This window comes from Actinoallomurus sp. NPDC052308, from assembly GCF_040679195.1.
GTDB lineage: Bacteria > Actinomycetota > Actinomycetes > Streptosporangiales > Streptosporangiaceae > Actinoallomurus > Actinoallomurus liliacearum.
On the sequence record NZ_JBFAUM010000002.1, the window covers coordinates 359,830 to 385,328 of the forward strand.

General features: G+C 71.2%; 24 protein-coding genes. 9 read left to right on the forward strand and 15 right to left on the reverse strand.

The genetic code is table 11. The features are described 5' to 3' along the window. Positions 1–44 precede the first annotated feature (44 nt). Together AB0L00_RS07715 and AB0L00_RS07720 are read right to left on the reverse strand one after the other, a co-directional pair. Positions 45–1,580 (reverse strand): phosphoenolpyruvate carboxykinase, encoded by a 1,536-nt coding sequence (locus tag AB0L00_RS07715; protein ID WP_364429856.1) that lies wholly within the window; start codon positions 1,578–1,580, stop codon positions 45–47. A gap of 276 nt (positions 1,581–1,856) precedes the next feature. Then, the gene (locus AB0L00_RS07720) at positions 1,857–2,381 is read right to left on the reverse strand and encodes a hypothetical protein (protein ID WP_364429859.1); all 525 of its coding nucleotides are present in this window, start codon (positions 2,379–2,381) and stop codon (positions 1,857–1,859) included. A gap of 114 nt (positions 2,382–2,495) precedes the next feature. On the opposite strand from AB0L00_RS07720, the gene AB0L00_RS07725 reads away from it, so the two are divergent. Next, the gene (locus AB0L00_RS07725) at positions 2,496–4,025 is read left to right on the forward strand and encodes an MFS transporter (RefSeq protein ID WP_364429862.1); all 1,530 of its coding nucleotides are present in this window, start codon (positions 2,496–2,498) and stop codon (positions 4,023–4,025) included. Then, entirely contained in the window at positions 4,006–4,623 is a 618-nt protein-coding gene (locus tag AB0L00_RS07730; RefSeq protein ID WP_364429865.1) for a TetR family transcriptional regulator, read from the forward strand. Before AB0L00_RS07725 ends, AB0L00_RS07730 begins: the two co-directional genes overlap by 20 nt. Positions 4,624–4,689: 66 nt before the next feature. Here AB0L00_RS07730 and AB0L00_RS07735 read toward each other — a convergent pair whose 3' ends face one another. Then, positions 4,690–5,844, reverse strand: coding sequence for a C40 family peptidase (locus AB0L00_RS07735; protein WP_364429868.1), 1,155 nt, complete (start codon positions 5,842–5,844; stop codon positions 4,690–4,692). Between the two features lie 210 nt (positions 5,845–6,054). Continuing rightward, positions 6,055–8,040 carry a thioredoxin domain-containing protein gene (locus AB0L00_RS07740; RefSeq protein ID WP_364429871.1) on the reverse strand — a complete coding sequence of 662 codons (1,986 nt, stop codon included), beginning with the start codon at positions 8,038–8,040 and terminating at the stop codon, positions 6,055–6,057. Positions 8,041–8,206: 166 nt separating this feature from the next. On the opposite strand from AB0L00_RS07740, the gene AB0L00_RS07745 reads away from it, so the two are divergent. Further along, on the forward strand, positions 8,207–8,533 hold the full coding sequence (locus tag AB0L00_RS07745; RefSeq protein WP_364429874.1) for a hypothetical protein: 327 nt from the start codon (positions 8,207–8,209) through the stop codon (positions 8,531–8,533). Between the two features lie 102 nt (positions 8,534–8,635). Here the strand turns inward: AB0L00_RS07745 and AB0L00_RS07750 are convergent, their stop codons facing one another. Further along, complete coding sequence (locus tag AB0L00_RS07750) at positions 8,636–9,400, reverse strand: MBL fold metallo-hydrolase (protein WP_364429877.1); 765 nt, start codon at positions 9,398–9,400, stop codon at positions 8,636–8,638. Between the two features lie 178 nt (positions 9,401–9,578). Between AB0L00_RS07750 and AB0L00_RS07755 the strand changes: the two genes are divergently transcribed. Beyond that, a complete protein-coding gene (locus AB0L00_RS07755) occupies positions 9,579–10,127 on the forward strand; it encodes a hypothetical protein (RefSeq protein WP_364429879.1) in 549 nt (182 codons plus the stop codon). Between the two features lie 159 nt (positions 10,128–10,286). On the opposite strand, the gene AB0L00_RS07760 is transcribed toward AB0L00_RS07755, so the two are convergent. From AB0L00_RS07760 to AB0L00_RS07775, 4 genes are read right to left on the reverse strand one after another with little or no spacing between them, the layout of a single operon-like run. Beyond that, entirely contained in the window at positions 10,287–10,919 is a 633-nt protein-coding gene (locus tag AB0L00_RS07760) for a hypothetical protein (RefSeq protein ID WP_364429882.1), read from the reverse strand. An 18-nt stretch (positions 10,920–10,937) separates the two neighbouring features. Further along, on the reverse strand, positions 10,938–12,215 hold the full coding sequence (locus tag AB0L00_RS07765) for an ABC transporter permease (RefSeq protein ID WP_364429885.1): 1,278 nt from the start codon (positions 12,213–12,215) through the stop codon (positions 10,938–10,940). Beyond that, positions 12,212–12,946: an ABC transporter ATP-binding protein gene (locus AB0L00_RS07770; protein WP_364429887.1), complete on the reverse strand. Its 735-nt coding sequence runs from the start codon at positions 12,944–12,946 to the stop codon at positions 12,212–12,214. Before AB0L00_RS07770 ends, AB0L00_RS07765 begins: the two co-directional genes overlap by 4 nt. Further along, a complete protein-coding gene (locus AB0L00_RS07775; protein ID WP_364429890.1) occupies positions 12,943–14,130 on the reverse strand; it encodes an HlyD family efflux transporter periplasmic adaptor subunit in 1,188 nt (395 codons plus the stop codon). Before AB0L00_RS07775 ends, AB0L00_RS07770 begins: the two co-directional genes overlap by 4 nt. Positions 14,131–14,319: 189 nt before the next feature. Between AB0L00_RS07775 and AB0L00_RS07780 the strand changes: the two genes are divergently transcribed. Further along, positions 14,320–15,807, forward strand: a complete 1,488-nt coding sequence (locus AB0L00_RS07780) for an efflux RND transporter periplasmic adaptor subunit (RefSeq protein ID WP_364429893.1) — start codon at positions 14,320–14,322, stop codon at positions 15,805–15,807. A gap of 328 nt (positions 15,808–16,135) precedes the next feature. On the opposite strand, the gene AB0L00_RS07785 is transcribed toward AB0L00_RS07780, so the two are convergent. From AB0L00_RS07785 to AB0L00_RS07795, 3 genes are all read right to left on the reverse strand, one after another. Next, positions 16,136–17,737 (reverse strand): trypsin-like peptidase domain-containing protein, encoded by a 1,602-nt coding sequence (locus AB0L00_RS07785; RefSeq protein ID WP_364429895.1) that lies wholly within the window; start codon positions 17,735–17,737, stop codon positions 16,136–16,138. Between the two features lie 129 nt (positions 17,738–17,866). Beyond that, complete coding sequence (locus AB0L00_RS07790; RefSeq protein ID WP_364429898.1) at positions 17,867–19,342, reverse strand: HAMP domain-containing sensor histidine kinase; 1,476 nt, start codon at positions 19,340–19,342, stop codon at positions 17,867–17,869. After that, positions 19,342–20,037 carry a response regulator transcription factor gene (locus AB0L00_RS07795; protein WP_345354458.1) on the reverse strand — a complete coding sequence of 232 codons (696 nt, stop codon included), beginning with the start codon at positions 20,035–20,037 and terminating at the stop codon, positions 19,342–19,344. Before AB0L00_RS07795 ends, AB0L00_RS07790 begins: the two co-directional genes overlap by 1 nt. A gap of 186 nt (positions 20,038–20,223) precedes the next feature. Here AB0L00_RS07795 and AB0L00_RS07800 point away from each other — a divergent pair, with 186 nt between their 5' ends. Further along, positions 20,224–21,021, forward strand: a complete 798-nt coding sequence (locus AB0L00_RS07800) for a phosphatase PAP2 family protein (protein ID WP_364429901.1) — start codon at positions 20,224–20,226, stop codon at positions 21,019–21,021. 164 nt (positions 21,022–21,185) lie between these two features. Here AB0L00_RS07800 and AB0L00_RS07805 read toward each other — a convergent pair whose 3' ends face one another. Both AB0L00_RS07805 and mca read right to left on the reverse strand, forming a co-directional pair. Next, on the reverse strand, positions 21,186–21,404 hold the full coding sequence (locus AB0L00_RS07805) for a hypothetical protein (RefSeq protein ID WP_364404670.1): 219 nt from the start codon (positions 21,402–21,404) through the stop codon (positions 21,186–21,188). Then, complete coding sequence (gene mca / locus AB0L00_RS07810) at positions 21,401–22,258, reverse strand: mycothiol conjugate amidase Mca (RefSeq protein ID WP_364431575.1); 858 nt, start codon at positions 22,256–22,258, stop codon at positions 21,401–21,403. Before mca ends, AB0L00_RS07805 begins: the two co-directional genes overlap by 4 nt. 254 nt (positions 22,259–22,512) lie before the next feature. On the opposite strand from mca, the gene AB0L00_RS07815 reads away from it, so the two are divergent. Both AB0L00_RS07815 and greA read left to right on the forward strand, forming a co-directional pair. Next, positions 22,513–22,926: a DUF4307 domain-containing protein gene (locus AB0L00_RS07815; RefSeq protein WP_364429904.1), complete on the forward strand. Its 414-nt coding sequence runs from the start codon at positions 22,513–22,515 to the stop codon at positions 22,924–22,926. A gap of 133 nt (positions 22,927–23,059) precedes the next feature. Beyond that, positions 23,060–23,560: a transcription elongation factor GreA gene (gene greA / locus AB0L00_RS07820; protein ID WP_345354465.1), complete on the forward strand. Its 501-nt coding sequence runs from the start codon at positions 23,060–23,062 to the stop codon at positions 23,558–23,560. Between the two features lie 157 nt (positions 23,561–23,717). Here greA and AB0L00_RS07825 read toward each other — a convergent pair whose 3' ends face one another. Next, a complete protein-coding gene (locus AB0L00_RS07825; RefSeq protein ID WP_364429907.1) occupies positions 23,718–24,185 on the reverse strand; it encodes an Lrp/AsnC family transcriptional regulator in 468 nt (155 codons plus the stop codon). 159 nt (positions 24,186–24,344) lie between these two features. On the opposite strand from AB0L00_RS07825, the gene hppD reads away from it, so the two are divergent. Continuing rightward, on the forward strand, positions 24,345–25,490 hold the full coding sequence (gene hppD / locus AB0L00_RS07830; RefSeq protein ID WP_364429910.1) for a 4-hydroxyphenylpyruvate dioxygenase: 1,146 nt from the start codon (positions 24,345–24,347) through the stop codon (positions 25,488–25,490). Positions 25,491–25,499: the final 9 nt, after the last annotated feature.

Genomic DNA, 25,499 nt, shown 5'->3' on the forward strand with positions numbered 1-25,499 from the left:
CGGCGGTGTCCCGCCGCCGGGGCGTACCCCATCCCCGCGTTGGCTCAGCCGATCGACTTGACGATCGCCTCGTCCAGACCCGCGAAGGATGAGAGGTATTCCCGACGCTCGGTCTTCAAACGCTCGACCATCGCGTCGTACTCCTCCATCCGGCCCTGGCGCTCGTACAGCCGCCGGGGCTGGATGATCTCGATGTCGTCGATGCCGGGTACGGACGACGCGATCTCGTACCCGAAGTCCGGGTCGTCCTCCCACTCGATCGTGCCCTCGACGATCGCCTGCACGATCGCCGACGAGTGCGGGATCTTGACCTTCTTGGCCCGGTCGTCGCCCTCACCGCCGCCGACGCGGCCGGTGTTCAGGACGAAGACCTTCATCTCGTGGCTGTCGAGCAGCTCGAGCATCCGGTTGCCCATGTCGGCCATGTCGCGCGGAAAGAACGGGTTGGTGCCCGGCACCCGCAGGAACTTGCCCTCCTCGTCCTTGCCGCCGGCGCTCGTGCCCGTCGTCTCGCCGAGCATGAAGTACGCGGCCGCCTGCGCGCGGTCGAGCCGGGCCACGCCCGGGACGATGTTCTCGTTGCGGTTCAGGATGAGCAGGAACTCGGCGGGCTCCACCTGGTCGGCCGGCCACGGGTCGACGTACTTGAACGGCCAGGTCGTCCGGCCGTTCTTGGTGTAGGACGTGTCGAAGAAGTCGACCTTGCCGTCGGCGTCGACCGAGACGTTCTCCAGATAGGCGTCGGGTTTCACCGTGGCGTGGTAGATGGTCGGCTCGAATTCGGGGTCCAGCCCGAAGGTCTTGGCGAAACAGCCGTTCTCGGTCGTGTAGACACGCCCTTCCGGCATCAGGGCGATGAAGTCGTCCTGCACGGGCTTGCTGCCGAGCTGGGTGGTGAAAGTCGTCGTCGTCTTGCCGGTTCCGGACAGGCCAACGATGAGCACCGTCTTGTTTTCACCGCCCACCGGGATCACTTTGCATCCCGCGTGCAGGGAAAGGCCGCCGCGCTCATAAACGATGTTGTTCCACATCCGCAGGCCGCCCTTCTTGGACTCACCGAAGTAGTCCGAATTGAAGACCCGCGTGATGCCGGCGCCGAGGTCGACGGCGATGAGCCGGTCGTTCGGGTAGCCCTCCATCGGAAGGTTCGGGGTGTACACCACCGTGGTGTCGGGGTCCCACGTCGCCGGGTCGTAGTCCGCGTCGACCGGGTAGTAGAGCTGCTTCTGCATGCCGGCGACGTTCGCGTTCGACGCCTCGATGACCAGGCGCGCCCTGGTCCGGAAGTCGGGATCGCTGCCGATGTGACCGTCCACGACGACGACGTCGCGCCCGGCGAGGTACTCGTCCTGTGCGGCGGCGACGCGGTCGTACTCCGCCCGGGTGATCGTCTGCTTGGTGGTGTTGGTGGAGTCGTCGACGATGTAGGTGGACTTGGCGCTGCGGCTGTCCACGCGGGCCTTGACCACCACGTTGCCGAACTCGGTCACCTGGGAGTTGGGCATCTTCTCGGTGAGTTCGCGCAGCCGGGCCGCGGTCGGATTCCACTCGACCGACCCGGCCTTGACCTCATACGCCACGATCGCTCCTTCGCACGGGGACACCCGATGGTTGATGTCGGGATTTGTTGAGTGTACCCACGTGCGGCATTTTGAACAGCCCCCGGCAAAGTGATCTCAACCGCAGGGAAGGTCGCTAAAGGAGGATTGGTTTAGACCTTTGGATTAGACCACTGGATTAGACCTTTGGCCTAGACCGGGGCGACAATTCTTCTTTTGTTTCGAGCACGTTTCTGCTTTCTCGATTAAGACATCGGGAACGAAGGCCTTCGAAGAGCCCTCGGCACGCCGGACGGCTCAGACCTGAGGGCCGGCGGCCCGCGCGCGCTCGACGTGCAGCAGAGCGTCCCGCAACTCGGCCAGCCACTCGTCGGCGTTCTTCCCGACGAGACGGACGCACCAGGCGAGCGCGTCACTCCGGCTGCGCGCGACGCCCGCGTCGACCAGCGTGTCGAGAACCCTGCGCTCGGGCTGACGGAGCCTGGTCATCACCGGGACGGACAGCGTTGTGAACATGACCTTCTCGCCGCCGCACTCGACGCCCCAGGAGACCTTGCGGGCGAAGCGGTGCTCGGCCTCCCGGGCGATGTCGACCCGGCGATCCCGGGTGTCCTCACGGAACCGCTGGATCAGACCGGCGATCGCCTCGGAGCGCTCCGCCTCGGAGGCGCCCTCGGCGACCTCGGGCTCGGCCAACCGGCCGATGACACTGATCTCCTCGCGATCGAGGACGACCTGCGGCGACTCCTCGAACCACCCGTCGGGCAGCCGGCCGGAGAACCACCCGCGGAGCTTCTCCTCCGCGCCTTCCGTCGTAGTCATGTAATCATGATTACACAGCATCCCTCCCCAGCCAAGAGCTCCCTGGCGTTGACAGCGTCGCGATTCTGAGAGTTACTGTCATTTCAGTGCAACAATCATTAGGGAGTCACCATCATGACCTCACTCGGCGGTCGGCGGTGGTGGGTGCTCGCCGCCCTCGTCGTCATCCTGCTCGCCGTCAGCCTCGATCTCACCGCGCTCAACATCGCCCTCCCCACGCTGTCCGCGCAGCTCGGCGCGGGGACGAGCGCGCTGCAGTGGATCATCGCCTCGTACACCCTCGTCTCGGCCACCCTCCTCATCCCCGCCGGGCTGATCGGCGACCGGTACGGCCGGAAGAAGACGCTGCTCGGCGGCCTGGCGCTGTTCCTCGTCGGCTCGCTCATCGCCACACTGGTCTCCAGCCCCGCCGGTCTGATCGCGGCCCGCACGCTCATGGGCATCGGCTCGGCGGCCATCACGACGCTCGCCATGTCGGTGCTGGTCGTGGTCTTCCCGCCCGAGGAGCGGCCGAAGGCCCTCGGCGCCTGGGCCGCCGCGTCCTTCCTCGGTCTGCCGCTCGGGCCGATCATCGGCGGCTACCTGCTCGACCACTTCTGGTGGGGCTCGATCTTCCTGATCAACGTCCCCGTCTCGGCGGTCGCCCTCGTCCTGGGGTTCATCCTGATCCCCGAGTCCCGGGCCGCCTCCGCCCCCCGGCCGGACTTCGCCGGACTGCTGCTGTCGACCGGCGGCCTGGTCGCCATGGTGTACGGCACAATCCAGGAGGACGAGTACGGCTGGTCCAGCCCCGGCGTGTGGGGCGTGATGGCGGCCGGCGCGGTCGCGCTCGTCGCCTTCGTCGCCTGGACCCGGCACGTCGCCCATCCGCTGATCGACCTGCGCCTGTTCGCCGACCGGCGGTTCACCGGCGGGGTCGTCCCGGCCACGCTGCTGACGTTCGCCATGTTCGGTGTCCTGTTCGTCGCCCCGCAGTACTTCCAGGCGGTGCTCGCGACGACGCCGCTCGGGTCCGGGCTGCGGCTGCTGCCTCTCATCGGCGGGCTGGTGGTGTCCGCCCGCCTCGGCGCACCGCTCGTCAAGCGGATCGGCCCGCGCCTCACCATCGCCCTCGGCGGCCTGCTGATCACCGGCGGAATGGTGCTCGGCGCGACGACCACCGCCGGATCGGGCTACGGTCTCGCCGCCGGCTGGCTGACGGTCGCGGGCCTGGGGATGGGACTGATGCTGCCCGCGGCGACGAACGCGGCCATGAGCGCCCTGTCGGCCGAGCGAGCGGGCGTCGGATCCGCCGTCGTCATGACCCTCCGCATGGTGGGAGGGGCGCTCGGCGCCGCCGTCCTGGGCAGCCTGCTGTCCGCGGGATACCACGGGCGGGTGGACGTCGCCGGGCTGCCGTCCGCGGCGGCCGAGGCGGCCCGGGCCAAGGTCGGAGGCGGGCTGGCGGTCGCCGAGCGCCTGCACGACCCACGGCTGCTGCACTCGGCACGGGCGGCGTTCGCCCACGGCATGGACGTCACGCTCCTGGTGGGGGCCGGGATCATGATGTTCTCCGCGTTGCTCGCGCTGATCCTCCTGCCGCGTCGAGGTGCCGACGAGGCCATGGGTAACGGACAATCGACGCATGAGTACGTCTCCGCTTGAACGGTCTCTCGAACAACGCCTCGGCCTGCGGGAACGGAAGAAGCTGAAGACCCGGCGGTCCATCCAGGAGCACGCGCTCCGGCTCTTCCAGGAGCAGGGTTACGAGGCGACGACCGTCGAGCAGATCGCCGAGGCGGCGGAGGTGTCCCCCAGCACGTTCTTCCGCTACTTCCCGACGAAAGAGGACACCGTCCTCACCGACGAGTACGATCCGTTGATCCTCGAGGCGCTCCGCGCGCAGCCTCCGGAGTTGTCCCCGACGGAGGCGCTCCGCAACGTCCTCCGCGAGCTCATCGGCGAGATGCTGGCCGCCGACCGGCAGCGGATCCTCGACCGGAGCCGCCTGATGCTGGCCGTTCCGGCCCTGCGCGCCCGCCAGTGGGAGCAGACCAGGGAGACCCAGGACAGGATCGTCGAGGCGCTCGCCGAGCGGCTGGGCCGTCCCGCCGGCGACTTCGAGCTACGGGCGTTCGGCGCCGCGCTCATCGCCGTGTGGGAGACGACACTCCTGGCCTGGGTGGAGAACGGCGGCGAGGACGACATCCTGGCGCTGCTCGACCACGGCCTCGACTACCTCACCGCCGGCTGCCCCATCTGACCTCGCGTGCCGCCTCAGGCGGCACGCGTCAGGTCGCGTGCTCCCCGGTCAGACGGCGCGCGGCGGTCAGGCCTTGGTGGAGGCGAGCTGGGGGTTGACCCGGATGACGCCCCAGAAGTTGGACAGGTAGACGTCCTGGATCTGGATCCGGGTGCCCGTGTGCCGGGCGACGACCATCTTGTTGTTGCCGATGTAGATCGCGATGTGCGAGACGCCGTTGAAGGTCGGGTCGTTCTTCCAGGTCAGCAGGTCGCCCGGCTGAGCCTGGCTGTACGGCAGCCGCCAGCCGGTGAACGCCTGGATGTCGGCCGTCCGCGGCATCCTGATGCCGGCCTGGGCGAAGGCGTACTGGACGAGGCCGGAGCAGTCGTAGCCGCCCTCGCGGTCGGACTCGCCGCCCCAGACGTACGGCATACCGATCTTGGACTCGGCGGCCCGGATCACCGTGTTGACCTGGTCGGCCGTCATCACGCGGCCCGGGGCGCCGGCGGTGCCGCCGGGGACGGTCGGGCCGTCGAACCGGGACTCCAGGGTGGCCATCTTCGTGCCCTTGGGCAGCAGCTTGGCCAGTTGCCTACGGAGCTTGGCGAGGTCGGCGTGCGGGGCGCTGACGAGCAGGGCGTTGTCGGACGGCATGCCGATCGTCTGCGCGGTGTAGTGCGAGACCACCGCGTCGACCTGGTCGATGCCCATCGTGGCGTAGGCGCCGACCCGCACGGAGGTCTGGTGCGCCTGCCCGCCGATCTGGGTCTGGGACGCCAGCGGGATGCCGCCGTCCTGGCCCATCGTGAAGGAGATCGCGACGTCGCCGCCCGCGATGTTGTTCCACAGGGCGTCGGACTTGGCGCTCGCCTCGGGGGTGTAGGCGCGGAACGTCGAGGGCTCGACGCCGAGCACGCCCACGCGCTTGCCGCCCACGAGCGCCCGCGCCGCGTCGACGACCTCCACGGCCTTGACGCCCTTCGCCTCGCGGACCTTCGCCACCGCGTCGGCGGGCAGCGTCTGCGGGGAGGCGATCAGCAGGTGCGGCGTGATCGTCTTCTGCAGCGCCGCGACCCGGTAACTCGTGCTGTCCGCCGCGGCGACGTAGCGCCCGCCGGGGAGCCGTACGGCCGGAGCGTGGAACGGCCCGCCGGCCACGATCGCCAGATCCGCGGCGATGGTGGTGGCCAGCGAAAGGCCAACGACCGTCGGAAGCATGCGGCGGCTCGGCCAGCGCACGGCGCCCTCCCTCACTCCCCAGTGCGTTGTACGACTATGACCTACGACGGCGATGGTCGTCCAGAGCCCCATATGCCTCATAAGCCACTGCTGTCGCCCGTTGACAGGCGGGCGCCTGTTCTGAGGTAACACGGCCGTAAACGAAAGATCAAGCCCAGGGCTGATCTTTATTGACAGAGATTCCAATGAGTGGGCTTCCGGGTGGGCCGCTCACCGCTCGGAGGCCGCCCGAATCTGCTCCTGGAGGGCGCCGACCTCCGTGACCGGGAGCCGGCACGTGAAGTCGCGGCAGACGTACGCGGCGGGTCGCCCGTCGACGGGCGCCCGGCCCTCCAGCAGCGGCACTCCGGCGCCGACCGCGACCACCGCGGGCAGCGGGCTGAGCAGCGCGGCCCGGTGCAGGTCCCGGGTGCGCGGGTCCTCCGCCGGACCGGCGACGGCGATCTCGAGCGGACCGGCGAGGGCCGCCTCCGTCACCGCGAGCCCCCAGCCCGCGAAGCGGGCGTGGCGCTGCGCCATCGGCGTCACCGGGCCGAGGGCGGCCAGAGCCGCCTCCCGGTGCCGGGCCGAACCGGTGAGCGCGGCGTACGACAGGAGCGCGCCCGCCGCCGCGAACCGGCCGGACGGCGTCGCGTTGTCCGTCGGGTCCTGCGGGCGCTTCCACAGGCGCTCGGCGTCGTCGGCGGTGTCGTAGAAGCCGCCGCGCCCGTCGGGGAAGCGTTCCAGGACGACGTCGAGCAGCTCTCCGGCGAACCGCGCGTGGCCGGCGTCGCCGGTCACGCCGTACAGCGCGATGAGCCCTTCGGCCAGGTCGGCGTAGTCCTCCAGGACCCCGGCGTTCGTTCCGGGGCTGCCGGCGCGCGAGGTCCGCAGCAGCCGCCCGTCCCGCCAGTGGGTCTCCCGGAGCAGCCGGACCGCCTCCTCGGCGGCGGCGACGAGGTCCGGCCGGTCGAAGTACGCGCCGCACTCGGCCAGGGCCGCGATCGCCAGGCCGTTCCAGGCGGCGACGACCTTGTCGTCGCGGCCCGGCGGGACCCGCCGGGACCGCGCGTCGAGCAGCGCGGCGCGGATCCGCGCGTACCGCTCGGCGTCATCGGGGTCCGCGCGCAACTGCAGGACGGAGGCGCCGTGCTCGAAGGTGCCCGCCTCGGTCACGCCGAACAGCCCGGCGGCGTACGCGCCGTCCTCCTCGCCGAGCACCCCGGCCAGCTCCCCGGGTGTCCAGACGTAGTAGGCGCCCTCCTCGGGGCGGCCCTCGGCGTTCTCGCTGTCGGCGTCCAGGGCGCTGGCGAACCCGCCCTCCGGCGTGCGCAGCTCCCGCAGCATCCAGTCGCAGGTCTCCAGGGCGATCCGGCGGGCGAGCGGACCGCCGCTCAGCCGCCACCAGTGGGCGTACACGCGGGCCAGCAGGGCGTTGTCGTACAGCATCTTCTCGAAGTGCGGCACCACCCAGCGCTCGTCCACCGAGTAGCGGGCGAACCCGCCGCCGAGCTGGTCGTACATGCCGCCCCGCGCCATCGCCTCGAGCGTGCCCGCGGCGACCGCGAGGCCGTCGCCGCCACGCGCGGCGTGCCGCAGCAGGAACTCCAGCACCATCGACGGCGGGAACTTCGGCGCCGTGCCGAATCCGCCGTTCGCCTGGTCGTACGTCCGCGCCAGGTCCCGTACGGCGGCCTCCGGCACGTCCGGGGCCGGAGCGCCCTCGCCGCCGAGCGCGGCCTGCTCGGACAGGGCGGAGACGACCTTCTGCCCCTGCGCGATGACGTCGTCGCGCTTGTCCCGCCACGCCTGCGCCACCGCGCGCAGGAGCTGCTGGAAGTGCGGCCTGGGGAAGTAGGTGCCGCAGTAGAACGGCTCCCCGCCGGGCGTGATGAACACGGTCATCGGCCAGCCGCCCTGGCCCGTCATCGCCTGAGTGGCCTCCATGTAGACCGCGTCGACGTCGGGACGCTCCTCACGGTCCACCTTGACGCTGACGAACAGGTCGTTCATCAGCCCCGCCGTCGCTTCGTCCTCGAAGGACTCGTGCGCCATGACGTGGCACCAGTGGCAGGCGGAGTAGCCGACGCTGAGCAGGATCGGCACGTCTCTGCGGCGCGCCTCCTCGAACGCCTCGTCCCCCCAGGGGAACCAGTGCACGGGGTTGTCCGCATGCTGCAGCAGGTACGGACTCGTGGCGTCCTTGAGTCGATTCATGGGTGGTCCCGCCGGTCGGTCGGTGCGTCTCATCCCCACCGTATCGATCTCGCCTGGCGCGTTGACCGACGCGGACCCGGCCCAGGACTTAACCTGTCGGCAGGGTCGAACAACGGTCGGAGTGTGCACAGTGGATCCGGTCTCGGTCTCAGCGCTCGTGACTCTCTTGTCGAAGATCTTCGACGGCACCACCGGCAAGGTCGGTGAACAGCTGTGGGACGACCTGACCTCGGTCGTACGGCGCGTGTTCGGCCGCCGCAGCACCTCGGTCGAGGCGGCCAAGCGTCTCGGTGAGCGCCCCGGCGACCCGGACTCGATGCGGGCGCTGGCCGAGGCGCTCATCGCCGACTCCGCCCGTGATCCGCAGGGGGCCGCGCAGATCCGCCACTGGGTCGCCCGCGCCGAGCGCGCCCTCGTCCCGGACGAGTCGGTCCGGGGCACCGTCAGCGGTACCGTCCAGGCCCGCGACGTCCACGGCGACATCACCTTCTGAGCCGCCGGCCGCCGCCGCTCCCGGGTGGCAGGTGCGGCCGTTCGGCGCCTGACGCGGGTGTACCGCCCGCGTCAGCCGGTTCTTCCGGGGACCGGCACGGCGCTATGGCGTCAGGGTGGTGAAGGGCTCGGCGAGATGGGCCGTGGCCAGGGTGCTGGAACGCCTCCGGACCCGTTCCAGCAGCGCCGCGCGGGTGGCCGCGGCGCGTTCGGGATCCTCGTCGTGCGCGTAGCGGATGGCGGGGTTCACCAGCTGTACCGGGTGGTGCAGGACGTCGCCGCTCAGTACCAGCGGGCCGACCTCGACCGACTGGTGTCCCGGCGTGTGGCCGGGCGTGGGCACCACGGTGATGCCCGAGGTCATCTCGACCAGGCCGTCGACCACTTCGAGGGCGTCGCCCAGCGGGCGTACGACCTGCTCCAGTACGGGTCCGCGGACCCAGTCGAGCTCGTCCCGCTGGATGATGTACCGCGCGTTGGGGAAGGCGGGCAGGCCGTCCACGACCGCACCGCCGGCGTGGTCGCTGTGCAGGTGGGTGAGCACCACCGCGTCGACGTCCTCAGGGCGCACCCCTGCCGCGGCGACCTCGGCCATGAGCGCGCCGGGCACGGGCGCCCACCCGGCGGCCGGTGACTCCGTACCGCCGACCCCCGTGTCGACCAGGATCGTACGGCCGGTCGGGTCGCGCAGCAGGTGGCAGTGGAAGTGCAGCACCCACTCCTCCCGGCCCACCACCGCCCAGTCCGCGGCGGTCGCGCCGAGGAACGTCTCATCCAGCGGCCTGCGCAGCGCGGGCCCCATGGGGCCCACCGCGTCGCAGAGCGGGATCACCTCGACGCCGGCGAAGACCTTCGGCGAGTGTGGCATCAGCGGGCTCCTGAGCGGCGGCGACATTTCAGGCTCGAACGATAGCGAGGACCGGCCGCGCGGCGCCGCAGGCCGACCGGCCGTGGCGCGGCGGTGTGCGCCGGGGCGGTCGCACCTGGAGGAACCTTTCAGCCAGGCCGAAGGCGGGCTCCAGGAAGATCGGCCATCATCGCGGCCCATGCGAATCCTCCATGGCGGAGCGATGCTGGCCTCGGTGGCCGTGCTCGCCGTCTGCGCGGGCTGCGGATCCTCCGGCGGCAAGGCGGCGTCCTCGCCGTCCGGACCGGCCGGTAAGACGGGTGCGAACGGTTTCGCGGCCTACGCCGCCTGCCTCCGTCAGCACGGTGTGAACATCCCGACGGCCCGCCCCAGCGGACGGCCCTCCGGTCAGCCGGGGCGGCAGGGCGGCGGGTTCGGTCGCGGCTTCGGCAATATCAGTCAGGAGGCGCGGGACGCCTGCCAGTCGCTCGCCCCGCAGGGACAGCGCCAGGGCATGCAGGAGCTGCAGGCGTTCCGCAGTTGCCTCAAGGACCACGGCGTGACGCTGCCGACCCCGACGCCGGGGGCCGTGCGGTCGCCGGACGCGAACCGTACGCCGGGCGCCCGTCCGTCTCCGGGCATGCGTTACCTCGGTGGGCTGAAGACGTCCGATCCGAAGGTGGCGGCCGCGCTCAAGACCTGCAAGCCGCTGCTCCCGACCTTCTCCCCCCGTCCCTCGGCGAGCTGAGCCGAGGGGGGTCCGGCGGATCTCCGCCCGGCCGGACAGACCTCCACCGGACGTCCCCCGGCCCGGTGCCCGGCCGTAAGTAGTCCGGTCCCGCGCCGTACGCGGCCCGGTCCCGGTGCCCGGCCGTGGGGCCGGGCACCGGTTCCCGCCGTAGGTTCCTCAGGGGCGCTGGGTCACCGTGGTCGCGGTCACGCTGCCGTCCTGGCCCGGCGTGCCCTCAACGACCACGGAGGCGCCGGCCTTGAGGTCCTTGGCCTTGGCGCTCTTGGTCACCGAGACCTTCGTGGAGCCGGTCGTCTTCACGCGTACGATCCCGTTGGCGGTCTGGACGTAGATGATGTCGCCGTCGACGAGCTTGACGGTGCCGGTCGTCCCGCCGCCGGGAGCCGCTTCCGCGCCGGAGCCGCCGGTCGGCGCGCCGCCCTGACCGGTCGCGCCACGCTGACCCGGCGCGCCGCCCTGCGTGCCTCGGCCGCCGAAGGCACCGCCCGCACCGCCCACGCCCGGAAAGCCGGTTCCGTTCTGCCCGCCGCGGGCGAACTGCCCGAAGCCGGCGGGGGTCTGCTTCTTGCCCCAGTGCTGGTCCGCCTGCACGCCGCCGACGAACCCGGCGACGATCAGTACCCCGGCGGCCAGGAACAGGGTGGCCGAGGGGACCCGGCGTTCCTTGCGCGGTTCCGCGGCCGCCAGCTCTTCGGCGAGGTTCCCGTCGAATGGTGAGGTGCGCAGCAGTTCCTCCGGCGGCACCTCGTCGACCGGTGCGTCGCCGCCCTTGCGCCGTGTTCCAGGCACAGTCTCTCCCTATGCGTGTTATTCGTGGCGAAGTGCTTCGATCGGCCGGAGCTTGGCCGCGCGGTTGGCCGGGTAGCTGCCGAAGAACAGCCCGATCGCGACGGACACGCCCAGCGCCAGCGCGATCGAGCTCGGCACGATCACCGGCTGCACTCCCAGCACCTTGAACTGGCTGCCGATCACGCCCGCGGCGACCCCGAGCAACCCGCCGAGGAGGCTGAGGACGGTGGCCTCGACGAGGAACTGGCCGAGGATCGCGCCCCTCGGCGCCCCGATGGCCTTGCGGATGCCGATCTCCCGGGTCCGTTCGGTGACGGTGACGAGCATGATGTTGGTGATCCCGATGCCGCCGACCAGCAGGCTGATGGCCGCGACCGCGCCGAGCAACACGGTGAACGTCCGGCTGCTACTGCTGATCGCCGACTGCAGGCTCGCCTGGTTCATGATCTGGAAGTCGGCGGTGTTGGACCCGGAGATGTCGTGCCGCTGGTTGAGGATGTCGGTCACCTCGGACTGCGCGGCGTCCACCGTCTTCGGCGACTTGGCCTGCACGACGATCTGGTTCAGCGCCCCGTAGCCGGTCAGGCTCTGCTGCACGGCCGGCAGCGGTGCGATCGCGACGTCGTCGGCGTCCTGGAAGCCGGACGAGCCCTTGGTCTTCAGCACGCCGACGACGGTGAAGTTCACCCCGCTGACGGTGATCTGTTTGCCCAGCGGGTCGACCGTGCCGAACAGGTCCTGCGCGACCGTGTTCCCGATGACCACGACCTTGCGGCCGTTCAACACGTCGTCGTCGGTGAAGTACGTGCCCTGGGCCACCGGGTCGTTCGACGCCTCGAAGTACGCCGGGTACGTGCCGACGAACTGCTGGATCGCGTGGGCGGTCCCCTCGTACGTCGCGTTGGCGGACGACGCGGTGACCACGGGCGAGACGCTCTTCACCGAGGGGGCGTCGGTCGTGTCGGCCAGCGCGCGGGCGTCCTCGACGGTCAGGCTCTTGGCCTGCGCGCGGGGCCCGGTCTGCTGCGCCGCGCTGCCGGCCCCGCGGAGCAGCCGGGCGAACCCGCCGCCCCCGCCACCGCCCCCGCGCCCGCCCGACGTGGACGGCATGACGGTCAGGGTGTTGGTGCCGAGGCGTTCGATGTTCTTCTGCACCTGCTGGGACGAGCCGTTCCCGACCGCCACCAGCATGATCACGGCACCGACGCCGATGAGGATGCCGAGGGTCGTGAGGCCGCTGCGCAGCTTGTTCGCGGCCAGCCCGCGCAGGGCGAACCTGAGGACTTCCAGCGTCATCGGTGCCACACCCCCGTCCCCATCGGTCCGGGCGGCGGGCCGGCCACGGGCGCCGCGCGCCGGTCCTCGACGATGCGGCCGTCGACCAGCCGGATCACCCGCTTGGCGCGCGCCGCGACGTCGTCCTCATGGGTGATCAGCACGATGGTGCGGCCGTCGGTGCTGAGCCGGTCGAGCACGCCCAGCACGTCGTCCGTGGAGCGGGTGTCGAGGTTGCCGGTGGGCTCGTCGGCCAGTAGAAGCGCCGGCGAGGTCACCAGCGCGCGGGCGACGGCGACGCGCTGCTGCTGTCCGCCGGACAGCTCGTTCGGCTCGTGCCCGACGCGGTCGGCGAGGCCGACCTGCTCCAGCGCGGCCAGCGCCCGCCGCCTCCGTTCCGCGGCCTTGACGCCGCCGTACGCCAGCGGCAGCTCGACGTTGGCCAGGGCGCTCATCCGCGGGATCAGGTTGAACGACTGGAACACGAACCCGATGCGCCGGTTGCGCAGGATCGCCAGCCGCCGGTCGTCGAGCGCGCCGACGTCCATGCCGTCGAGGAGGTACCGGCCGCCCGTGGGGATGTCGAGACAGCCCAGGATGTTCATCAGCGTCGACTTGCCCGAGCCGGACGCGCCCATGATCGCCACGTAGTCGCCCTCGTCGACGGCGAGGCGGACACCGCGCAGCGCGTGCACCGCCGTGTCGCCGGCCCCGTACACCTTGGTGACGTCCTGGACGTCGAGAACGGTCACCCCCGGCCTCCGCCGCGGGTGCCGCCGAAGCCGCCGCCGACACCGCCACCGGCGCCGGGGAAGCGACCCGAGGGGAATCCGCCGCTGCCCGCCGTGGAGCTCAGCGCGATCAGGACCTGGTCGCCCTCCTTGAGACCCGACGTGATCTCGGTGCCCTGGTCGCCCTGGACGCCGGCCTGCACGACCTGGACGACCTGCTTGCCGCCCCGCAGCACGGTCACCGTGCTGCGGCCGCCCGCGGTCCGGACGGCGGCGGTCGGGACGTACAGCACGTTCTCCGCCCGCGCCGTCGTCACCCGCACCGTTGCGGTCGCCCCGATGCGGAGCCCGGCGGGCGGGTCGGTGAGCGAGACGGTGACGCCGTACTGCACGACGTTGTTCGAGGTGGTCGCGGTCTGGTCGATGGCGGTGACCTTGCCGGACGCCTGGGCGCTCTGGACCGCGTCGAAGGTCACGGTCGCGCTCTGGCCCTTCTTGAGCTTGGCGACGTCGGCCTCGGTGAAGTCGCCGGTGACCACCAGCTTCGAGGTCTCGGCGATGGTCATGAACCCACCGCCGGAACCGCTCGACGAGCCGGCCGAACCCGACGAGCCGCCGGCCGCTCCACCGGCGCCGGAACCACCGGATCCGCTGGAGCCCGACGACCCGGAGGAACTGCTCGAAGAGCTGCTCGAACCGCTGGAGGATCCGCCGACGGTGCCGTTGACCGCGACGATGGTGCCGCTGAAGGGCGCGACGAGTTCGGTGCCGTCGAGGGCGCGCTGGGCGCTGTTGTAGGAGGTCTTCGCCTGCATGTAGGAGGAGTAGCCCGAGGCGGTCGACGTGTCGCCGGCCTCGGCGGCGTTCAGGGCGGCGCGCGCGGCCTCGAGGTCGTCCCGGGCGTTCGCGTCGTCGACGGTGGCGAGTACCTGGCCCTTCTTGACCTTGTCGCCCACCTGAACGTTGATCTTGTCGACCGTACCGCTGGTCGCGAAGGAGAGGTCTTGGGAGCGGGCGCTGGCCACCGCGCCGGAGGCCGACACCGAGGCGACCACCGTGCCACGGCTCACCTGGACGGTCCGGCCCGGGGACGACGCGCCCGCGTCATCGCTCAGCGAGAAGTACGCGACCCCGGCACCGCCCACGAGCAGAACGGCCAGAGCGCCGTTGATGAGCACGCCACGACGTCGGAGGAGGGATTTCACCGCCACAGCGTCCCGGAGACTGCTTGGGCGAACCTGATCCGATCCTGAGAGGTTTCTGTGAGCTCGTGCGGCCGGGGCACGGGCTCCGAGGCCACGACCAGTGGCCGATCGCGATCGGAGAGGCCGTCTTCAGGGAACTTTGAGGATGGGCTCGGGTGCCTGTGACCTTCATCCGGCAGGATTCCGCGCGTGAACCGCCCGACCATACGCGATCTCCGAAGGCCACCGTGGCTCACCGCCGGTGCGGTGCTCATGCTCACGACCGGGGTGGTGGCCTTCGGCGACTCCACCGCCGCCGGCACGGCGTACGCCGTGGTGCGGCGCGGGACCGTGACGGCCACCGCCGGCGCCGCCGGCACCGTACGGAGCGCCGACACCCGCGAACTCGTCTTCGGGACCTCCGGAACGGTGCAGGAGATCGAGGTCACGCCGGGCACCCGGGTGCACGCGGGCCAGGTCCTCGCCCGGCTCGACGACACGGCGGCCCGGGAACAGGTCGCCGTCGCGAAGGCCGTGCTCACGGCGGCTCAGCAGACCTACGCCGACGCGCTGCAGGGCGTCTGCGCCGGCGGCGGCGCGGGCTCCGGCGGCACGGGCGGCGGCGCGTCGAACGGGTCGGCGGGCGGGAACGCCGCGAGCGGAGGCACGGGGAGCGCGTCCGGAACGACGGTGCGGACGGCCGGCTTCCGGCGTCCGCGGCCGACGCGGAAGCCGACCCCGACGCCCACCAGCACGTCACCCACCCCGACGCCCACGCCCACCCCGACACCCACGCCGACCCCCACGCGGCCGACGCCGACGCCTTCGCCCACCCACTCGCGGCCGACCGGCCACCCCACGCCCACCGGGCACCCGACACCGACCGGCCGCCCGAAGCCGACCGGACGTCCCAAGCCGACCGGGCACCCGAAGCCGAGCGGCCGCCCGAAGACCGGCGGCAGGACCGGCGCGGGCGGTGGCCGTCCCGGTGCGGCCGGCGGTCGTTCCGGCACGGGCGGTGGCGGCGGCTGCCAGCCGAACGCCGCCGAACAGACCGCCGCCAAGGTCACCCAGGCGGAGGTCAACGTACGGCAGGCCGAACGCACGCTGTCCGACACCACCCTCGAGGCGCCGATGGCGGGCACCGTGCTCTCGATCGCGGGAGCGGTCGGCGACCAGACCGGCTCGGGGAAGAGCGGCTTCCTCACGCTGGGCGACCTGGACGACCTGCAGGTACGGGCCCTGTTCTCACTCGGTGACGTGGATCGGCTCAAGGTCGGCCAGCAGGCGACGATCGGGCTGGGGATGTCGCCGAACGGGCGGTACACCGGGAAGGTGACGGGCATCGACCCGGCCGCCACCACCAGCGGCAACCTGGCGCGGGTGGGCGTGAACATCTCCCTGGACGACCCGCCGGACGGCGTGCTCGTCGGCATGAGCGCGACCGTCGACGTCGTGACCGCACAGGCCCAGAGCGTGCTGTACGTCCCCGCCAACGCGGTGCGGACCGCGCCCGACGGCAGGGCCACGGTGCTCGTACGACACGACGGACGGGGCGTCACGCGGACGGTGAACCTCGGGGTCCGGAGCGACCGTTACGTGGCGATCACCGGCGGCCTGTCCTCCGGCGACAAGGTCGTGCTGCCGACGGGCAACGGCCCGGACGGCTTCCCGGACGGAACCTTCCCCGGCGCCTGACGCCCGTCGGACCCCGCCCGCCCCGACGCGCAACGGCCCCGACGACCTCCCTGAATGGAGCCCTTCCCCGGCGCCTGACGCCCGTCGGACCCCGCCCGCCCCGACGCGCAACGGCCCCGACGACCTCCCGGAACGAAGGCTTTCCCGGTGCCCCAGGCCCGTCGGACACCGCCTGCCCGACGGGCGACGGCACACGGCGCCTCGTCTGGCGGCTCTCGGCGGTCGGGCGGTGCCAGGACGCAAACGGCCCGGCCGAGACGGTCCCTCGTTCGGGACCGCTCCGCCGGGCCGCCTGGCTGGTTCCCCCGCCGGGCCCTCGTCGCTCGGGTCAGCTGCCCGAGTTGGAAGCGAGCGTCACGCTCACCGTGTGCTTGCTGCCGCCCCGCAGGTAGGTCAGCGAGATCTTGTCGCCGGGCTGGTGCCCGCGGATCGCCGCGGACAGGGTCTGGGAGTCCGCGATGGTCTTGCCGTCGACCTGGGTGACGACGTCGCCCTCCTGCAGTCCGGCCGCGGCCGCCGGGGTGCCCTTCTGGACGCCGGCGACGAGCGCGCCCTGCTGGTCGCCGGCCGCGTCGGACAGCGAGACGCCGAGGTAGGCGTGCGTGGCCTTGCCGGACTTGATGAGCTGGTCGGCGACCTGCTTGGCGGTGTCGATCGGGATCGCGAACCCGACGCCGATGTTGCCGTTGCTGCCGCCGGACGTGGCGATCGCGGTGTTGATGCCGATGACCTGGCCGGAGGCGTTCACCAGCGGACCACCGGAGTTGCCCGGGTTGATCGCCGCGTCGGTCTGGATCGCGTCGCCGATCGTCGCTCCCGAACTGCTCTGCTGCTGTTGGCCCTGCTGGCCCCAGCCGGGGAAGCCGGGCTGCTGTTGCTGCTGGTCGCCGCCCTCGTTCAGGGTGCGGTGCAGCGCGCTGACGATGCCGGAGGTCACCGACCCCTCCAGGCCGAGCGGGCTGCCGATCGCCACGACCGGGTCGCCGACCTGGAGCCGGTCGCTGCTGCCGAGCGTCGCGGGCTTGAGCCCGGAGACCCCCGATGCCTTGATCACGGCCAGGTCCGTGGCCGGGTCGGTGCCGAGCACGGTGGCCGAGGCCTTCTTCCCGTCGCTGAAGTTCACCGTGATCTGGCCGCCCTGGGTGGCGTCGGCCACGACGTGGTTGTTGGTCAGGATGACGCCGTCGGAGCGAAGGATGATGCCGGAGCCCTCGCCCTCGGCGGTCTGGGTGGTCACCGTGATCGACACGACGCTCGGCTGCACCGCCTGGGCGATGGCCGCGATGCCGGTGACGCTCTTGTTGGACGCCCCCTGCACGGCGGTCGGGCTGGCGTACACGGTCCGGCCGTGGTCGACCAGCGCCGCCACGGCGCCTCCGGCGAGTCCCCCGGCGAGGACCAGGGCCAGGGCGATGCCGCTGGCGGCCACCTTGCGCCGCGCCGTCAGCCGGCCGGCGGGGTGCTGCTGCGGCTGGGCGGGGTACGCGTACGGGCCCGGCTGCGCGCCGTACGGCGATCCGTACGCTCCAGGCCCCTGCGGAGGCTGCTGGCCGGGCGTGCCGTACGCCGCGGCGCCGGCGCCGTGCTCGGCCTGCGCTCCGTACGCCGCGGCGCCCGCGCCGTGCGGCTGCTCGGCGTGCACTCCGTAGGCCGCCGCCTCCGGCCGCGCGCCGTACGGGTGCTCGTCCTGGCCGCCCTGCGGCCCCTGCGCCGGAGGCTCGGCCGGTGCCTCGGCGGCCGCCGACGGCACCGGGTTCTGTGGCTCGGTCCGCTCCTCTGCCGGCTGCGACTCGGACGGCGGCCAGGAGCGCACGTCGTCGGGCTGCGCTTCGGATGTGGACGAGGAACCCGTCTGTGACTCCACGGACGGGGTCGTCCCGGGCTGCGACTCCTCGGGACGCTCGTCCGCGGGCCGGTCGTGGGTTTCCATGGCTTCGTCCCCCAAAGTCGGTACTTTGTCTGACACTTCGAGGATGTCCACCGCGTCTTGAACGACGCTGAGCCCAACCTGAGAATTAGCGCAATAAGGCCCTGGTAAAAGCCGAAGACCGGACACCCCCTAGGCGGAGACCGTCTCGGCCGGGTCCGCCTCGACCGCGTCCGGGTCGAGCGGGAGGGTGATGATGAAGGTGGCGCCGTCGCCCGGTGCCGTCTCGACCTCGACCGTACCGGCGTGCGCGTGCACGAGGCCGGCGACGATCGCCAGGCCGAGGCCGGTGCCGCCGCGGCTGCGGGCGGGATCGGCCCGGTAGAACCGCTCGAACACCCGCTCCGCCTGTTCCCGTGGCATGCCCGGACCCTGGTCGGCGACCTCCAGCACGGCCGCCGGCGAGTCGCCCAGCCGCCCGGAGTGCACCGTCACCTCGACCGGCGTGCCGGCCGGGGTGTGCTGCAGCGCGTTGGTCAGCAGATTGCGGATGACCTGCCGCAGCCGCAGTTCGTCCCCGGTCACGATGAACGCCGAGCCGCTGCGTACGGAAAGGGTGATCTTCCGCTCGCCGTCGAGGACGCGGGCGTCGTGCACGGCCTCGGCGGCCAGGGCGAGCAGGTCGACGGGGCGCATGGCGAGGGGACGCTGCTGGTCGAGCCGGGCCAGGAGCAGCAGGTCGTCCACGAGCGCGCCCATCCGGACCGCCTCGTCCTCGACCCGGACGATGAGCCGGTCCAGCTCCGCGCGGTCGACGTCGTCGCGCTGCCGGTAGTACTCCGCGAACCCCCGGATCACGCTCAGCGGCGTGCGCAGTTCGTGGCTCGCGTCGGCGACGAAGCGGCGCATGCGCTCCTCGGATTCGCGGGCGGTCGCCTCCGACCGCGCCTGCGCGTGGAAGGCCGTCTCGATCTGGGCGAGCATGCCGTTGAGCGCGTCGCCCAGGCGGCCGACCTCCGTCCGCGGGTCGGCGTCGGGGACCCGGCGTGACAGGTCGCCGGTCGCGATGGCGGCCGCCGTGTGCTCGATGTCCTCGAGGGAGCGGAGGCTGGCGCGCACGATCGCGATGCCGAGTCCGGCGATGAGGACGATGACGACGCTGCCGACGACCAACTCCACACCCACGAACCTGCGCACCGTACGCCCGGCCTCGGTCATGTCGATGGCCACGACGATGTAACCGGTCCCGGCCGGCTCGACGCGCACCCGCCAGCGGGTGTCCCCGGACTCCGCGCCGACGGTGAACGGCTTGTCGGTGTGCTCGTCGAGCCAGGCCGTGTCCTCCGGAACCGAGGGATTCGGCTGGACGATCCCCCAGGGCGACACGGACGTGCTCTTGGCCACCTTGCCGTCGGCGTCGCGGATCTGGACGATGGACCCGCCGCCCTGCCCGGGCAGCGGCTTGCCCGGCTGGGCCAGGGAGCGTTCGCTCCGGTGGAGCAGGTCCTCCAGTTGCAGGTCGGTGCGGCCCAGCAGGTAGTCGCGCATCACCGAGACGCTCGCGACGCCGACCACCATGAGGGCCAGGATCACGAGTGTGACGACCGCGGCGATGAGCTTGATCCGCAACGGGGTCCGGGCGGACAGGCGCCGCGCCCAGGCGGCCATCAGCGCTCCGGAGGCAGGCGCAGCACGTAACCGACACCGCGCAGCGTGTGGATCAGGCGGGGGCCGAGCTTGTCGAGCTTACGGCGCAGCACCGAGACGTAGGACTCGACGATGCCGGTGTCACCGCGGAAGTCGTAGTCCCAGACGTGGTCGAGGATCTGCGCCTTGGACAGCACGCGGTTGGCGTTGGTCATGAAGTAGCGCAGCAGCTTGAACTCGGTCGGCGACAACTGGATCGGCTTGCCCGACCGCCAGACCTCGTGGCTTTCCTCGTCCAGCTCGAGGTCGGCGAAGCTGAGGCGCGGCGGTGGCTCGGCGGGACCGCCCTGGGCGCGGCGCAGCACGGCGCGGATGCGGGCGATGACCTCCTCGAGGCTGAACGGCTTGGTGACGTAGTCGTCCCCGCCGAGCGTCAGCCCGCGGATCTTGTCCTGCGTGGCGTCCCGTGCGGTGAGGAACAGCACCGGGATGTGGGCCCCGCCGCCGCGCAGCCGGCGGATGACGTCGAAGCCGTCCATGTCGGGCAGCATGACGTCCAGCACGATCAGGTCGGGTCGACGCTGCAGCGCGACCTGGACGGCCTCGGTGCCGCCGGTCGCCGTCGCCACCTCGAATCCCGCGTAGCGCAGACTGCCGGACAGCAGTTCGAGGATGTTGGGCTCGTCTTCGACCACGAGAAGTCGCGCTTCAGTCACCCCTCCATAGTGACCTGCTGAGTTGAGTACTACCTGAACGCGTCCTGAGAGCCCGCTCGGGAGACGCACCGGAGGCCCTGGGCGTCGGGAATGAACCAGGTAGATGTACGTTACACATAACACCGGTGCAGGAGGGTACGGACAGTCCTCGGACAGAGGCACGACGGCGGAGGGGGTCCCGCGTTGGTGACCAAAGTTCCCCGGGCGTACACGGCACCGCCCCCGGCACTTCCCACGATTTCGACACGCCCCCGCAACCGATGGTGGGGCGAGGTACTCCTGCTCTTCGTCGTGTACCTGATGTACGACGGCATGCGGATGCTGGTGGCGGCGGGCCACGGGCAGGCGTTCGCCGACGCGCATCACGTGCTCGGCCTGGAGCGGACGCTGCACCTCGCCCACGAGCGGGTCGTCAACCACGCCGTCTCCGGCCTGCCGGTCGTCGGGGTCGCGATGTCGTACGCCTACGCGACCCTGCACTACGTGGTCACGCCGGTCGTGCTGGTGTGGCTGTGGAAGCGGCGCCCCTGGCAGTACGCGCGGGCTCGTACGACGCTGGTCGCCGCCACCCTGCTCGGGCTGGTGGGCTTCTCGTTGTTCCCGACGGCCCCGCCGCGGATGCTGCCGGGCTTCGTCGACACGCTCGCGAAGTACCACGAATGGGGCTGGTGGTCCGGGGACGCCAGCGCGCCCAAGGGGCTGGGCGGTCTGACCAACGAGTTCGCGGCGATGCCGTCCCTGCATGTGGGCTGGGCGGCCTGGTGCGGCTGGCAGGTCGCGCGCAACACCACCCGCCGCCTGCTGCGGATCCTGGCCGTGGCCTATCCGGTCTTCATCTTCGCGGTCGTCATCGGGACCGCCAACCACTACATCGCCGACGCGGTCGCCGGACTGGCCGTGATCGTCGTCGGAGCCGGGCTGGCCGGCGCGGTCGACCGGCTCCGGGGCCGATCCCCGGTCCAACGGGTGCCCGCCTCGGCCTGAAGCGACGCCCTGGCCGGACCCGACGCGCACCGGCGCCCTGGCCTGCCAGACGCCGCGACCTCACCCGACGCAGCGGCCGGGCATGGCGCGCCTGCCTGTCGGGATGCACCGGCCCTCGTCACGCCGAGGGCCGGTACTCCGGACGGGAGGTCCTGCGGGAGACGTCAGGCCTTGCGCTCGTCCGCGTCGGACGGGACGCTCTTCTTCTGCCGGCGCTCCCAGTCGGCCTGCCGCAGCTCGTCCTCGCTGGGCGCCTCGATCCTCCGGATGTGCCGGTTCATCGAACGGATCAGGAAGAAGAGCGTCAGGCCCAGCGCGGCGACGATGAAGAAGGCCACCACCCCGGGGGTGACCTGGTCTTCGTTGACCGCGAGATACATCATGTCAGGCACACCTTCTCCCGGACGCCGGCGAACAGGTCGTCCTCCGGCAGCTCCGTGTCGACCAGGGAACGCGCCAAATGGTAGTCCTCGGTCGGCCATGCCTCGCGCTTGATGTCCGTCGGGCAGGCGAAGAACGGCCCGTTCGGGTCGATCTGCGTGGCGTGCGCGAGGAGCGCCTGGTCACGGACGTCGAAGTAGTCGGCGCACGGCACGCGGGTGGTGATCTCCCACTGGAGCGGACGGTCCTCCCAGCGCTGGAGCATCTCGGCGTAGGGCGACTCGAGCCCGGCCTTGATCATCGCCGTGTGCTCCGCCTGGAACCGCTCCTGGTGGAAGGTCAGGTGGTAGTAGAGCTTGAGCGGCTGCCACGGCTCGCCGGTGCCGGGGTACCGGTCGGGGTCGCCCGCCGCGTTGAACGCCTCCACCGAGACCTTGTGACACATGATGTGGTCGGGGTGGGGATAGCCGCCGTTGTCGTCGTACGTCAGGATCACGTGCGGCCGGAACTCCCGGACCGCCCGGACCAGCGGCTCGCTCGCGACCTCGATCGGCTGCAGGGCGAAGCAGCCCTCCGGCAGCGGCGGCAGCGGGTCGCCCTCGGGCAGCCCCGAGTCGACGAAGCCCAGCCACTGCTGCTCCACGCCCAGGATCTCCCGGGCCTTGGCCATCTCCTCCATGCGCACCGCCGCGAGGTTGGCCTTGATCTCCGGCTTCTCCATCGCGGGGTTGAGGATGTCCCCGCGCTCGCCGCCGGTGCAGGTGACGACCAGGACCTCGACGCCCTCGGCGGCGTAGCGCGCCATCGTGGCGGCGCCCTTACTGGACTCGTCGTCCGGGTGAGCGTGGACGGCCATCAGGCGCAACGGCTCCGTACCGGTCGATCTCTCGGACAACGTAGGCTCCCCGTCAGCGTAAGGTCGTAGTCGTCGCGCGGGTGGCCCCGGTCATCGAAGGCCGCTCCCGCCAGGTGGATTCTTCCGGAGAACACCGGCCCCCCGCACGAAGATTCCCGGGCGGGGCCACGGTAACGAGCCCCACCGACATTTCGAGGGAGGGATGCGGTGTTCGACCTCGGCGCGACCCCCGAGGCGGCCACGCCGCGACGCCGATGAGCACGCCCGACACCGCCCGCACGGGCGACCCCGACACCGCCGGCACGGGCGACCCCGCGGCCGTCCGCAAGGGCAACAAGGTGGCCTACGCGGTCATCGGCCTCCTGGTGGCGGTCTGCGCCGTGGGCTGGGCGATCATCGTGGGCTTCTCGGAGGGCAGGCCGGGGATCACCCCGGAGGTCATCTCCTTCCAGCTGGCGGATCACTCGGTGCGAGTGCACTACCAGATCAGCAAGCCGAAGGGCGATGACGTGCGCTGCGCCCTGGTCGCGTACGCCACCGACCACTCCGAGCTCGGCCGGGCCGAGGTGACCGTTCCGCCCGGTACCGGCAGTGTGGAGAGGCACCAGGAGCTGCCGACTTCATCACGGGCCACATCGGTGACCGTCAACGACTGCCGCGTAGGTTAAAAAGGGCTCCCCACTGGGGAACAAACATGAACGTCATAACGGCATAAAGCTCTCGACGCTCGGCTACTTCACGTTCAAGTGCCGGTAGCCTAGAGAGTTCAACGGCCGCACATCCTGTGGATGAGGAGTACCCGTGACCGAGACCCGCGATGAGAACGTCACCTGGCTGACCCAGGAGGCGTACGACCGGCTCAAGGCAGAGCTGGACTACCTCACGGGTGAGGGCCGGATCGCGATCGCGCAGAAGATCGAGGCCGCCCGCGAGGAAGGGGACCTGCGGGAGAACGGTGGATACCACGCGGCCAAGGAGGAGCAGGGCAAGCAGGAGGGCCGTGTCCTCCAGCTTCAGCAGATCCTGCAGAACGCCCGCGTGGGTGAGGCACCGCGCACCGAAGGCGTGGTGGGCCCCGGAATGACCGTGACCGTGCAGTTCGTCGGTGACGACGAGGAGGTCACGTTCCTGCTGGCCTCCCGGGAGGAGAGCGGCGCCCCGATCGACGTCTACTCCCCCAAGTCCCCGCTCGGTGCCGCGATCAACGGCAAGAAGGTCGGCGAGAAGGCCAAGTACAACCTGCCGAACGGCCGGAGCATGGAGGTCGAGATCCTCGACGCCACGCCGTACGTCGGCGGCTGAGGCCTCCGTTCTCCCGACGGCCGGTCGCACCCCCGGTGACACCGGCCGAAATCCCGGATCGATCCCGCAACGTCGAGACGATCAGACCTGACGCGCGTCATCGCCCGTACGCCGGCGGCGTACGGGCGATGACGCGTGCGGTCATTGACGCGTGCGGTCACGGCCGCGTGGCGGCCCGTACGAGTGGCAGCGTCCGCTGCGGCACCGGCGTGGCCAGCGCGATGACGGTGGAGGTCCGCTGGACGCCCTCCACGTCGACGATCAGGTCGATGACGCGCTGGAGATCCTGGTTGCCCCGCCCGACGATGCGGCACAGCATGTCGCCGCCGCCGGTGATCGTGTGCACCTCGATGACCTCGGGGATGGCCGCCAGCCGCGCGGCGACGGGATCATGCCCGCCCACCTGCCGGATCTCCAAGGTGACGAACGCGGTCACCTGGTAGCCCAGCGCGGCCGGGTCGACGGCCGGTCCGAACCCGCGGATGACCCCGCGCTCCTGCAGCCGGTCCAGCCTCGCCTGCACGGTGCCGCGCGCCACACCCAGCCGGCGGGAGCACTCCAGGACGCCGATGCGCGGCTCGGCGGTCAGCAGCCCGATCAACCGGGCGTCGAGGTCATCGATCATCTCGCCTCACCGATTCCCTGAGCAGGGTGTACAGATCTCCCATTCGTCTGCCGAGTGCACTGTACAAGGTGCGCAGTAAATCTGTCCGGCCTTGCGCACTCTGCACCTGGCGATCGACATTGTGGAGGAACCTCGCCCACCGCAGTGCAGGGAGTAGCCATGACTGAGGTAACCGAGCGGCAGGAACTCGCGTCGCGCCCGCGCCGGGAGGACCCGTTCCCCGTCAAGGGCATGGACGCCGTCGTCTTCGCCGTGGGCAACGCCCGCCAGGCTGCGCACTACTACTCGTCCGCGTTCGGGATGCGCTGCGTCGCGTACAAGGGGCCGGAGACCGGGAGCCGGGACGAGGCCGCGTACGTGCTGGAGTCCGGTGGCGCGCGGTTCGTGCTGAAGGGCGCCGTCCGCGCCGGCACCGACCTCGGCCGGCACGTCGCCGAGCACGGAGACGGCGCGATCGACCTGGCCATCGAGGTGCCGGACGCGGAGGCGGCGTACCGGCACGCGATCGCCCAGGGCGCGACGAGCGTCGAGGCCCCGCACGTCCTGGAGGACGAGCACGGCAAGGTCGTGGTCGCGGCCATCGCCGCCTATGGCGAGACCCGGCACTCGCTGGTGGAGCGGACGGACTACTCCGGCCCGTACCTGCCGGGATACGTCGCCGCCGACCCGATCGTGGCGCCGCCCGCCAAGAGGTACTTCCAGGCGATCGACCACTGCGTCGGCAATGTCGAGCTCGGCAGGATGGACGAGTGGGTGGAGTTCTACCAGCGTGTCATGGGCTTCACCAACATGAAGGAGTTCGTCGGCGATGACATCGCCACCGAGTACTCGGCGCTGATGTCGAAGGTGGTGGCCGACGGCGGCAGAAAGGTGAAGTTCCCGCTCAACGAGCCGGCGATCGCCAAGAAGAAGTCGCAGATCGATGAGTACCTGGAGTTCTACGGCGGCGCGGGCATGCAGCACATCGCACTGGCCACCAACGACATCCTGCGCACCGTGGACGCGATGCGCGCGGCGGGCGTGGAGTTCCTGGACACGCCGGACTCCTACTACGAGGACTCCGAGCTGCGGGAACGGATCGGTGACGTGCGGGCGCCGATCGAGGAGCTGCAGAAACGGCGGATCCTGGTGGACCGCGACGAGGACGGTTACCTGCTGCAGATCTTCACCAAGCCCGTGCAGGACCGGCCCACGGTCTTCTTCGAGCTGATCGAACGGCACGGCTCGCTCGGCTTCGGCAAGGGCAACTTCAAGGCCCTTTTCGAGGCGATCGAGCGCGAACAGGAACGGCGCGGGAATCTTTAGTCGGCGATC